Source organism: Saccharopolyspora cebuensis (assembly GCF_039542665.1).
Lineage (GTDB): Bacteria > Actinomycetota > Actinomycetes > Mycobacteriales > Pseudonocardiaceae > Saccharopolyspora > Saccharopolyspora cebuensis.
This window is the reverse complement of sequence record NZ_BAABII010000001.1, coordinates 251892-262816: the sequence shown is the minus strand read 5'-3', so window position 1 is coordinate 262816 and position 10925 is coordinate 251892. Positions and strand designations below refer to the sequence as shown.

The 10925-nt window shown below is 74.8% G+C and carries 10 protein-coding genes and 1 pseudogene; 7 read left to right on the top strand and 4 right to left on the bottom strand.

What is annotated here, in order from left to right:
- From ABD976_RS01220 to ABD976_RS01210, 3 genes and pseudogenes are all read left to right on the top strand, one after another.
- Window positions 1-402, top strand: a pseudogene (locus tag ABD976_RS01220) (hypothetical protein); the annotation flags it as partial.
- Between the two features lies 1 nt (window position 403).
- Window positions 404-1213 carry an ESX secretion-associated protein EspG gene (locus tag ABD976_RS01215; protein ID WP_345355652.1) on the top strand — a complete coding sequence of 270 codons (810 nt, stop codon included), beginning with the start codon at window positions 404-406 and terminating at the stop codon, window positions 1211-1213.
- Window positions 1214-1222: 9 nt separating this feature from the next.
- Window positions 1223-1846: a nucleoside/nucleotide kinase family protein gene (locus tag ABD976_RS01210; protein WP_345355649.1), complete on the top strand. Its 624-nt coding sequence runs from the start codon at window positions 1223-1225 to the stop codon at window positions 1844-1846.
- A gap of 86 nt (window positions 1847-1932) precedes the next feature.
- Here ABD976_RS01210 and ABD976_RS01205 read toward each other — a convergent pair whose 3' ends face one another.
- Window positions 1933-2148 (bottom strand): hypothetical protein, encoded by a 216-nt coding sequence (locus tag ABD976_RS01205; protein WP_345355646.1) that lies wholly within the window; start codon window positions 2146-2148, stop codon window positions 1933-1935.
- A gap of 3 nt (window positions 2149-2151) precedes the next feature.
- Here ABD976_RS01205 and ABD976_RS01200 point away from each other — a divergent pair, with 3 nt between their 5' ends.
- From ABD976_RS01200 to smc, 3 genes are all read left to right on the top strand, one after another.
- Window positions 2152-2769 carry a hypothetical protein gene (locus tag ABD976_RS01200; protein ID WP_345355643.1) on the top strand — a complete coding sequence of 206 codons (618 nt, stop codon included), beginning with the start codon at window positions 2152-2154 and terminating at the stop codon, window positions 2767-2769.
- Between the two features lie 62 nt (window positions 2770-2831).
- The gene (locus tag ABD976_RS01195) at window positions 2832-3116 is read left to right on the top strand and encodes an acylphosphatase (protein ID WP_345355640.1); all 285 of its coding nucleotides are present in this window, start codon (window positions 2832-2834) and stop codon (window positions 3114-3116) included.
- 143 nt (window positions 3117-3259) lie between these two features.
- Window positions 3260-6871, top strand: coding sequence for a chromosome segregation protein SMC (gene smc, locus ABD976_RS01190; RefSeq protein WP_345355637.1), 3612 nt, complete (start codon window positions 3260-3262; stop codon window positions 6869-6871).
- A 3-nt stretch (window positions 6872-6874) separates the two neighbouring features.
- Here the strand turns inward: smc and ABD976_RS01185 are convergent, their stop codons facing one another.
- Window positions 6875-7207 carry a hypothetical protein gene (locus ABD976_RS01185; RefSeq protein ID WP_345355634.1) on the bottom strand — a complete coding sequence of 111 codons (333 nt, stop codon included), beginning with the start codon at window positions 7205-7207 and terminating at the stop codon, window positions 6875-6877.
- 78 nt (window positions 7208-7285) lie between these two features.
- Between ABD976_RS01185 and ABD976_RS01180 the strand changes: the two genes are divergently transcribed.
- Window positions 7286-7927: a hypothetical protein gene (locus ABD976_RS01180; protein ID WP_345355631.1), complete on the top strand. Its 642-nt coding sequence runs from the start codon at window positions 7286-7288 to the stop codon at window positions 7925-7927.
- A gap of 321 nt (window positions 7928-8248) precedes the next feature.
- Here the strand turns inward: ABD976_RS01180 and ABD976_RS01175 are convergent, their stop codons facing one another.
- Entirely contained in the window at window positions 8249-9742 is a 1494-nt protein-coding gene (locus tag ABD976_RS01175; RefSeq protein ID WP_345355628.1) for a sodium:solute symporter, read from the bottom strand.
- Window positions 9721-10917 (bottom strand): anhydro-N-acetylmuramic acid kinase, encoded by a 1197-nt coding sequence (locus ABD976_RS01170; RefSeq protein ID WP_345355625.1) that lies wholly within the window; start codon window positions 10915-10917, stop codon window positions 9721-9723. The genes ABD976_RS01175 and ABD976_RS01170 overlap by 22 nt, the downstream gene beginning before the upstream one ends.
- Window positions 10918-10925 lie beyond the last annotated feature (8 nt).

Here is a 10925-nt window from a genome sequence, read left to right as displayed (position 1 = left end):
CTCGGCGGCCGCGGCGTGGGCGGCGGGACTCCGGGTGCGGCGACTCCGGGTACGGCTCGCGGCGGCTCCGCTCCGGTCCGGGGCGGCTCGTCGGGCATCGGCGGCGGTCCCGGGGACACCACCGCGGGGCGCACCGCGGGCGGGAGCCCGGGCAGCCGACCGGCGGGCGGCGCGCTGATGGGACCTGCTGCGACGCGCGGCGGTCAGGCCCGGTCCGAGGAGGACCAGGAACACGACAACCAGTACGCCGTGGACGAGACCCCGTTCGACGACGAGCGGCTCGTCGCCCCGGCGGTGCTGGGCGGCGAGGCACCGCAGCGCGACGAGGAGCCCGGCCGCGGCGAGGAATCGGGCCACGGCCGGGAATCCGGGTCCGGCGACGAACCGGCGAAGCGGGACTGACGTGCGACCAGGGGCCGAGGCCGATCCGGTCATGCTCTCCGCCGCCGAGTTCGACGTGGTGTGCGAGGCGGAGAAGCTCACCGAGCACCGGCACGTGGTGCTGGAGGTGCCGAGCCCGGGTGCGTCCCGCGCCGAACGCGACCGGCTCGTCGCCGAGGTCTGGGCGGGCCTGCGCGGCAGGCGGTTGGCGGAGACCGGGCGGGACCGGGTCGACGTCGACTTCGGCGATCTGCTGGCCCTGCTGGACCGGCCGCAGCGCAGCGTGGACGTGCGGATCTGGGCCGACCGGCGGATCCGGGCGCTGGCCGCGGGTTCCGGCGAGGCGGGGGTGCTGGCCGTGGTGGACGGCGACGTCGTGGAGCTCACCGCGCTGCGCGGCGGCGCGCTGGCCGAAGCGGCCGTGTCGGTGGCCGGGGACGTGCCCGCCGGGCGCGGGCGCTCGGTGAGCCTGCCCAACGACGTGCTGCGGGAGGCGGGCCGGCTCGCCGGAACCGACGATCCGCACCTGTTCTCCGACGAGCTGCGCGCCCTCGGGGTGCCCGGTGACGACGCGGTGGACGTCTCGCACATGACCGCGGGGATGGGGGTGCGCGGCCAGTTCGGCGCGGAGAGCCGCCCCCGGCGCGGGGGCCGGGCCGACCGCGCGGAGCGGGTGGTGGCCTTCCACGACACCCCGTCCGGCCGCTACCTGCACGTGGTGCGCCCCAGCGGGGACGGCCGCCGGTGGAGCACCATCGCCCCCGCCGACGGCAACCGCATCGCCGAGTACGTCCGGGACCTGCTGGACGAGGTGCACGAGGACCGGCCGTAGCCTGGGCGCGTGATCGGCTTCGACGAACTGCTGGCCCGGGCCCGGGCGCTGGCCGGGACCGGCTCGCGGCGGGTGCTGGGCATCGCGGGCGCGCCGGGCGCGGGCAAGGGCACGGTGGCGCAGCGGGTGCTCGCCGAGCTCGGTGCCGAGGCGGCGCTGGTGCCGATGGACGGCTTCCACCTGGCGGGCGCCGAACTGCGCAGGCTGGGGCGGCAGGACCGCAAGGGCGCGCCGGACACCTTCGACGCCGCCGGGTACGTCGCGCTGCTGCGCCGGCTCCGGGACCCGGGCGGGGAGACGGTGTACGCGCCGGAGTTCCACCGCGAGGTCGAGGAGTCCTACGCCGGGTCGATCGCGGTGCCGCCGGAGGTCCCGCTGGTGATCACCGAGGGCAACTACCTGCTCCTGGACACCCCGCCGTGGGCCCCGGTCCGCGGGCTGCTCGACGAGTCCTGGTTCCTGGCGCCCGACGACGAGCTGCGGGTGCGGCGGCTGATCGACCGCCACGTGCGGTACGGCCGCACCCCGGAGCAGGCCCGGGAGTGGGTGCTGCGCAGCGACGAACGCAACGCGGCGCTGGTCGCCCCCACCGGTTCCCGAGCCACCCTGCGAATCCCGAACGACCCGTCCTGAACGCCCGCACCCAACTCCTGAACGGGTGACCTTTTCCAGGTGAGGGGCACCCTTGCCCCAGTATGTTGGACAAGGGTGCCCCTCACTCAGCCCTCTTCCGGGTGAAAAGCGGTGGTGCGGCGGAGTTCGGCGCGGACGTCGTCGGGGATGCGGCCGGTGTGGTCCACCGGCGTCCACGGTTCGGTGCGCACCCACTGCGAACCGCAGCCCCGGCAGGCCAGCAGCGGCAGCCCGTCGAGCTCCGCGCGGGTCCGGTGCCACGAGCACAGCGACCGGCAGGCGTGCACGGCCAGGCGCGTCACGGCGTGCCCGAGGTCGTGGCGCCCCCGGTCGTGGTCCTCGACGCGGCGGTGCCCTGGTTGCTCGTGGTTCCCGGCTCCCCGGTCGAGGTGTCCGTCGTGGGTGGGGGTTCCGTCGTGTCCGGCGGCTTCGACGTCGAGGTCTCGGTCGGCGTCGTCGGCTCCGGGTCGTCCGAGGATGGCGGCGGCGGAGGGGGGACCGGCGGCGGGCGGTGCGGTGGCCGGTGGCCGGGGGGTGGGTCCTCGCCGGTGGGCGTGCGGGTCGGGGAGTCCGAGGTGGTCGGGGGCGTCGTGGACGACGTGGTCCCGGCGGTGGTCGTGCTGGTGCCCGGCGGCGGGGGCGGGGGGAGCTGCCCGGACGAGTCCGCGGAGGTCGGGACCGGCCGGGAGGTGGCGGTCGGCTTCAGCGAGAAGTCGGGGGCGTCGCCCGCCTGCGTGCCGGGTCCCGCGGCGATCGCGGCGGCGGTGGCGAACACGGTGGAGATCACCATGCCGGAAGCGGCCCACAGCACGAGGCGCTTCGGTCTGGCGTCCGGGTCTTCCTGCCGCATCGCATCCCTCGGTGTTCTCGTCGTCCGCACCGTTCAGCGCGCACCGGGCGGGTCGTGCCGGGGGCCACCGTAGCGATCCGGGTCCGGGGCCGGGCCCGCAGGGCGCCGACCGCGGCCGTGCGGGATCATGCGGGCGTGACGGATACCGGAACGCGGCGGTTGACCGCATGGGTGCACGGTGAGGTCCAGGGCGTCGGATTCCGCTGGTGGACGCGGGCCCGCGCGCTCGAACTGGGTCTGGTCGGCAGCGCCACCAACCTGCCGGGACGGCGGGTCGAGGTGGTCGCCGAAGGTCCGGCGCAGGCGTGCGAATCGCTCCTGGTGGCGCTGCGCTCGGCGGACGCGCCGGGATCGGTGGAGCACGTCGCCGAGCAGTGGTCGGAACCCAGGGGCGGGCTCGACGGCTTCGTCGAACGCTGAGCAGTCGAACGCTGAGCACGCGGGCACCCGCGGACGCACGGACGGTTCTGCGGCAACTCCGACGTCCTCGCAGGTAGAGTCGGCCGGACGTGGCAGGAACCGGGCGATCCGGTGCGCCGAGCGGTAACGGGAAGGTCGACGCCGTGCACCTCAAGAGCTTGACGCTCAAGGGATTCAAGTCCTTCGCCTCGGCCACCACGCTGCGCTTCGAACCCGGCATCACCTGCGTCGTCGGGCCCAACGGCTCGGGCAAGTCGAACGTGCTCGACGCGCTCACCTGGGTGATGGGCGAGCAGGGCGCCAAAGCGCTGCGCGGCGGCAAGATGGAGGACGTCATCTTCGCGGGCACCGCGGGCCGGGCGCCGCTGGGCCGCGCCGAGGTGACGCTGACCATCGACAACGGCGACGGCGCGCTGCCGATCGACTACACCGAGGTCTCGATCACCCGGCGGATGTTCCGCGACGGCGCCAGCGAGTACGAGATCAACGGCAACTCCTGCCGCCTGATGGACGTGCAGGAGCTCCTCTCCGACTCCGGCATCGGCCGGGAGATGCACGTGATCGTCGGGCAGGGCCAGCTCGCCACCATCCTGCAGGCCAAGCCCGAGGAGCACCGGCGGCTGATCGAGGAGGCCGCCGGGGTGCTCAAGCACCGCAAGCGCAAGGAGAAGGCGCTGCGGAAGCTCGACGCGATGCAGGCCAACCTCACCCGGCTGACCGACCTCACCGGCGAGTTGCGTCGCCAGCTCAAGCCGCTGGGCAAGCAGGCCGAGATCGCCCGCAAGGCGCAGACCGTGCAGGCCGACCTCCGGGACGCGCGGCTGCGGCTGATCGCCGACGACCTGGTCACCGCCCGCGCCGAGCTGGCCCGCGACGAGGCCGACCAGGAGACCGCCCGGGTCAAGCGCGCCGAGGTGGAGCGGGCGCTGCAGTTCGCCCAGTCGGAGGAGAAGACCCTCGAGGAGAAGGTCGCCGCCGACGCGCCCCGGCTGGAGAAGGCCCAGGAGACCTGGTACCGCCTCTCCGCGCTGGAGGAGCGGCTGGGCGGCACGCACCGGCTCGCCGCCGAACGGCACCGGCACCTCACCGCCCAGGCCGAGGAGCACCGGCCGGGCCGCGATCCCGAGGAGCTCGACGCCGAGGCCGAGGAGGCCGCCGAGCAGGAGGTCGAGCTGCGCGAGGCGATGGAGGAGGCCCGCGACGCGCTCACCGAGGTCGTCGATCGCCGCTCCGAGCTGGAGGCGGCGCTGAAGGAGGCCGAGCAGGCCCACCTCGCGGCGGTGCGCGCCATCGCCGATCGCCGGGAGGGCGTGGCCCGGCTGTCCGGCCAGGTGGAGTCGGTGCGCGGCAAGGCGGAGTCGGCCGAGGAGGAGCGGGAGCGGCTCTCCGGCGAGCTGGAGGAAGCCGTCGCGCGCGCCGAGGAGGCGGAGCGGCGGCACGCCGACGCCGAGGAGGAGGGCGGCGGGCAGGACGCCGACGACGCCGGTCTCCAGGAGCGCCGGGAATCCGCAGCCGAGGCGCGGGACGCGGCGCGGGCCCGGGTCGAGGAGCTGGTCAAGGCCGAACGCGCCGCCGAGCGCGACATCGCGTCGTGGAAGGCGCGGGTCGAGGCGCTGGCGATGGGCCTGCAGCGCAAGGACGGTGCCGGGACGCTGCTGGCGGCCGAGCTGCCCGGCGTGCTCGGGACGGTGGCCGGGCTGATCACCGTGGAACCGGGCGCCGAGGTGGCGCTGGCCGCGGCCCTGGGCGCGGTGGCCGACGCGGTCGCGGTGCGGGGGGTGGCCGACGCGGTGACCGCGTTGGAGCTGCTCAAGACCGACGAGGCGGGGCAGTCCGGGCTGCTGGTCGGCGGCGCGGAGTCACCGGACCGCTCGGGGTGGCCGCCGGGGGCGGCGCGCTGGGCGGTGGACCTGGTGCAGGCCCCCGACGAGCTGCGGCCGGCGCTGACCCGCGCGCTGGAGCGCGTCGCGGTGGTCGACTCGCTCGACGAGGCGCGGCCCCTCGTCGAGGCCGATCCGGCGGTGCGCGCGGTGACCGCGCAGGGCGACGTGCTCGGCGTGCACTGGGCCAGCGGCGGTTCGGCGGACCGGCAGAGCGTCATCGAGGTGCGCGCCGCCGTCGACGAGGCCGAGGCCGAGCTGGCCGCCGCGCAGCGCAGGCTGGACCAGCACTCGGCGGCGCTGGAAGGCGCCCGCGCCGAGGAGGAGGCGCGGCGCGGCGAGGTCCGCGCGGTCCAGGAGGAGATCAACGAGGCCAAGGTGCGGCGGGCGCGCAGCACCGAGCGGGTGTCCAGCCTGGCCGGGGCGGCCCGCTCCGCCTCGGCGGAGGTCGACCGGCTCCGCCAGCAGAGCGTGCGGGCCGAGCAGACCCGCACCGACGCGCTGGCCAAGCTGGAGGAGCTGCAGGCGCGGCTGGACGCGGTGCAGCGGGAGCAGGACGACGCCGCCGAACCCGACACCGACGAGCGCGACCGGCTCAACACCGAGCTGGTGACCGTCCGGCAGCAGGAGATGGACGCGCGGCTGGGGCTGCGCACCGCCGAGGAGCGGGCCCGCGCGGTGCAGGGCCGCGCCGACCAGTTGCGCCGCGCCGCCCGGCACGAGCGCGAGGCCCGGGCCCGCGCCGAAGCCGCCCGCCGGGCCAAGGAGCGCGCGGCGCGGGTGACGCAGGCGGTGGTCGAGGGCTGCCGGACCGCGCTGGACCGGATCGCGGTCTCGCTGCGCACCGCCACCGAGGAGCGCGACCTCGCCCAGGCCCAGCAGCGCGAGCACGACCAGGCCCTCGGCGTGGTGCGGGCGCGGGTCCGCGAGCTCAGCGGCGAGCTGGAGAAGCTCACCGACGCGGTGCACCGGGACGAGGTGGTCCGCGCCGAGCAGCGGCTGCGCATCGAGCAGCTGGAGTCCAAGATCATCGAGGACTTCGGGATCGGGCTCGACGACCTCGTCGACGAGTACGGTCCCACGGTGCCGATCCCGCCCAGCGCCGCCGAACTCGCCGAGTACGAGGCGGCCCGGGAGCGCGGCGAGGAGGTCAGCGCGCCGCCGCCGGTGCCCTACGACCGCGCCGCCCAGGAGCGCCGGGCCAAGCGCGCGGAGAAGGACCTGTCCCTGCTGGGCAAGGTGAACCCGCTGGCGCTGGAGGAGTTCGCCGCGCTGGAGGAGCGCTACAAGTTCCTGTCCACCCAGCTGGAGGACCTCAAGGCCACCCGCCGCGACCTGCTCAGCGTGGTCAAGGAGGTCGACGAGAAGATCCTCGAGGTCTTCACCGCCGCCTTCCACGACGTCGCCGCCGAGTTCGAGAAGGTGTTCACCGTGCTGTTCCCCGGCGGGGACGGGCGGCTGGTGCTCACCGACCCCGAGGACATGCTCACCACCGGCGTCGAGGTGGAGGCCCGCCCGCCGGGCAAGAAGGTCAAGCGGCTGTCGCTGCTGTCCGGCGGCGAGAAGTCGCTGACCGCGGTGGCCATGCTGGTGGCGATCTTCCGCGCCCGGCCCTCGCCGTTCTACGTGCTCGACGAGGTGGAGGCGGCGCTGGACGACACCAACCTGCGGCGGCTGATCACGCTGCTCGACCAGCTCCGGACGACCTCGCAGCTGCTCATCATCACCCACCAGAAGCCGACCATGGAGATCGCCGACGCGCTCTACGGCGTGACCATGCGCGGCGACGGGATCACCCAGGTGATCTCGCAGCGCCTGAGCGGCCAGCCGACCGCGCCGCAGGAGGAACTCCCCGAGGCACCGCCCGAGGGATGACCCTCACCAGGAGCAGGCGGCGTGGGTGACCGAGGTGACCACGAGCGCGGCCACCGCGAGCCCGCCGCAGACCACCGGCCAGCGCGGCGGCGCCGGGCGGGGCCGCGGGCGCGGTCGCGGCGGGATGCGGCGCGGTGCGGCCCGGGTGCGCGGCGCCGGGTGCTCCACCTCGGCCCGGCAGGCCGCGCACCCGGCGACGTGGGTGTGCAGCAGCACCCATTCGACGCCGTCGACCTCGCCCGTCGAATAGGGCGCCAACCTGCGCTGGATCGCCGCGTGTTCCGTGCCGCGCACCGTCTCCCGCTTCCGTCCGCCGGTGTCCGTCGCGTTCTCCATCGACTTCGCCGGACCGCCGCTGAAGGCCCGGGACCGGGAAGTAGGGTGGGCGCCGGTGTCGACGCCAGGAGGCTGCTCATGACCCACCCCTACGGCCAGCCGCCGGGTAACCACCCGCCGCAGCAGGGCCAGCCGATGCCGCCGCCGGGTGGTTACGCGCCGCCGTCGGGGGGGTTCCCGTCCGCGCCCCAGGGGACGCCGCAACCCGGCATGCCGCCCCAGGGGATGCCGCCGCAGCCGGGGATGCAGCCCGGGATGCAGCCGCCGGGGATGCAGCCGCCGGGGATGCCACCGCAGCCGATGCCCGCCGGTCCGCAGCTCCCGCCGCCCCCGCCGGGGATGGGCCGCGTGGTGCTGGACTGCTCGTACTTCCCGCTGGCGTTCATCCTCGCGCTGTTCAAGCCGACCATCACGATCAACGGCCAGCCCGGCCCGCCGGGGGTCTGGGGCAAGCTGCCGATCGACCTGCCGCCCGGCCAGCACCACATCCAGGTGCACACGCCGTACCTGTGGGCGTTCGGGCACGCCGTCGCCGTGGTGCCGGTCGCCGCCGGTCAGCAGGTCGACGTCTACTACAAGCCACCGGCGATCGCCTTCGGCGCCGGTGCGATCGGCCCCGTCCCGCAGGACACCCCGCAGCTCGGCCTCACCCTGGGCATCATGGGCGGGATCTTCGTGCTGTGCCTCCTCCTGGTCCTGCTGCCGACGCTGATGCTGTAACCCGCGCGCACCCCGTTCGTGAACTGAGTGAGGGGCACCCTCGTCCCAGTAAGGGGTCCTTTCAGAATGCGGCGGAGCCGCATGCGGTGAGGCCGTCAACCGGCACCGCGGCGGGTTCTCAGCGGTCTTCTCGCGAGGACAGCCGTGACGCCGTGTACGTCGTTGGTACATCAGGAACGGCTCCCGGAGCGAGAAGACCGCTGAGGTTCCGCTACCCGCACCGCCACGCAGGCCGTTGGCGAAAGCGGTCCTAACCGGGACAAGGGTGCCCCTCACTCACAACCCTTCCGGGTGGGGTGGGCCCGGTGGTGGCGCGGGTGCTCAGGTGGTCTCGGCGGGTTCCGGGTGGTTGCCCCGGTCGCGGTGGCGCAGCGACAGCAGGCCGCCGACCAGCAGCGTCACCACCACCCCGAGCGGGGTGTACCAGGGGTAGGCGAGCGGGGCGGAACCGCCGTCGCCGTCCGGGAAGCGCACCAGGAGGATCACCACCGCCATCACCGCGACGGTGGCCGCGAAGGCGATCACCGCGTCGGCCTGCCGGGCGCGCCGGACGAACAGCCCCAGGAAGAACGCGCCGAGCAGCGCCCCGTAGGTGTAGCCGGTGATGCCCAGGCCGAGCTCGATGACCGGGTTGTCGGTGCCGGTGAACATCGAGGCGAAGACGAACAGCACCGCACCCCACACCAGCACCCAGAGCTTCGCCTGCCGCAGCACGGCCGCGTCGTCCAGCGGACGCCTGGCGAAGCGCCGGGTGATGTCGGTGACCGTGGAGGTGGCCAGCGAGTTCAGCGAGGAGCTCATCGCGGCGGCCAGGATGCCCGCGATGAGCAGCCCGGAGATCCCCGGCGGCATCTGGGTCACGATGAACGTCGGGAACAGGTCGTCGTCGGTGGCCATCCCCATGGCCTCCGGGGCGACGCCGTCGTAGAGCACCCACAGCATCGCGCCGATCAGCAGGAACAGTCCGAACTGGAGGAACACCAGCACGCCGCTGCCGATCAGCGCGGTCCGCGCCGCGCCCAGCGTCCGGGTCGCCAGCAGCCGCTGCACGATGAGCTGGTCGGCGCCGTGCGAGGCCATCGACAGCATCGCCCCGCCGATGATCGCGGTGACGAACGAGTACGGCGAGGTGAGCACCGAGGCGCCGAAGTCGAGGAACTGGAACTTGCCCGCAGCCAGCGCCGTGCCGAACCAGTCGTCCGGCAGCATCCCGGCCAGCACCACCACCGCGATGATCCCGCCGACCACGTAGAGCACCATCTGCAGCGCGTCCACCCACACCACCGCGCGGGTGCCGCCGACGTAGGTGTAGAGCACCGTGACGGCCGTGATGACCAGCAGGATCTGCCAGAACGCCACGTCGATCCCGGCGACCGACAGCATCACCTTCACCGGGATGGCGGTGGCGAACAGCCGCACCCCGTCGGCGAGCAGCCGGGTGACCAGGAACGTCGCCGAGGCGGTGGCCTGCAACCCGGAGCCGAACCGCTGCCCGAGGTAGGCGTAGGCGGTGACCAGCTCGCCGCCGTAGTAGCGGGGCAGCAGCAGGAACGCCACCACGATCCGGCCGAGCAGGTAGCCGATCGCGAGCTGCAGGAAGGTGAAGGAGCCGAGGTAGGCCACCGTGGGCGTGCTGATCACCGTCAGCGTGGAGGTCTCGGTGGCCACCACCGCGAAGCACACCGTCCACGACGGCAGGTTGCGGTCGCTGACGAAGAAGTCCTTCGCCGTGCGCTGCCTGCCCGCCAGCAGCATGCCCAGCACCGGGACCAGCAGCAGGTATCCGACGATGATCACGACGTCCACTGGGTGCACGGGACCTCCTTGGTCGGGCGCGGGATGCGCAGGCGCCGCGGCCGCCGGTCGGCGGGCGCGGGCAGCCGCAGCGGCCCGGCGCCGGGGGTGAGGGCGCCGAGCAGCCGGGGTCCGGTGGCACCGGTGGCGTCCGGGTCGGTGCCCGGGAGGCCGTGCCAGGTGAGGAAGCCGAGCAGCGCGGTGAGCAGGGCTTCCTTGCTCCCCGCGGGGAGGCCGAGTTCGTCGCTGAGCCGCAGCGGCACCGGCATCCGCCGCCGCAGCGCGGCCAGCAGCACGGGGTTGCGGACGCCGCCGCCGGAGACCACCGCGGACCGCACCCGCTCGGCGCGGCAGGCGTCGGCGATGGTGGCGGCGGTGAGCTCGGTGAGGGTGGCCAGCAGGTCGGGGCCCTCGACGGGCGGCACGGCGGCCAGCGCCCGGGTCAGGTGGTCGCGGCCGAACAGCTCCTTGCCGGTGGACTTCGGCGGCGGGCGCCGGTAGTGCGGTTCGTCGAGCAGCACGGCGAGCAGGTCCGGTCGCACCGCGCCGCGCGCGGCCAGGGCGCCGTCGACGTCGGCCCGGGCCCCGCTGACCATCCCGGCGGCCAGGTCCAGCAGCGCGTTGCCCGGTCCGGTGTCGTAGGCGCGCGGCCGGTCGCCGCCGACCACCGTGAGGTTGGCGATCCCGCCGATGTTCAGCGCGGCGACCGGGCCCGGCTCGTCGGCCAGCCACAGCGCGTCGAGCACGGCGGCCAGCGGCGCGCCGTGCCCCCCGGCGGCGACGTCGCGGACCCGCAGGTCGGCGAGCACCGGCAGGCCGGTGGCCTCGGCGATCCACGCGGGCTGCCCGAGCTGGAGGGTGCCGCGCACCGCGCCGTCCTCGACCCAGTGGTGCACCGTCTGCCCGAGCGAGGCGACCAGGTCGGCCCGTCCGCCCGCCAGCTCCACCCCGCGGCGCGCGGCGTCGGCGAAGGCCTGGCCGATCTCGGTGTCCAGCCGGCACAGCTCGGCGGCGCCGCAGGGCTCGGACAGCGCGCGCAGCAACCGTTCGCGCAGCTCAGCCGGGTATGGGAGCTCGGTGTCGCCCAGCGGCCGGAGTTCGACGGCGTCGCCGTCGAGCCGCAGGTCCGCCGCGGCGACGTCGATGCCGTCCATCGACGTGCCGGACAGGATCCCGAGGACCCGACACGACTCCACTTCTGTGG

Excerpts from the sequence above, each read along its gene's own strand:
- ABD976_RS01180 (WP_345355631.1), top strand. The coding sequence starts at position 7,286 with ATGACCCACCCCTACGGCCAGCCGCCGGGTAACCACCCGCCGCAGCAG.
- ABD976_RS01185 (WP_345355634.1), bottom strand. The coding sequence starts at position 7,207 with ATGGAGAACGCGACGGACACCGGCGGACGGAAGCGGGAGACGGTGCGC.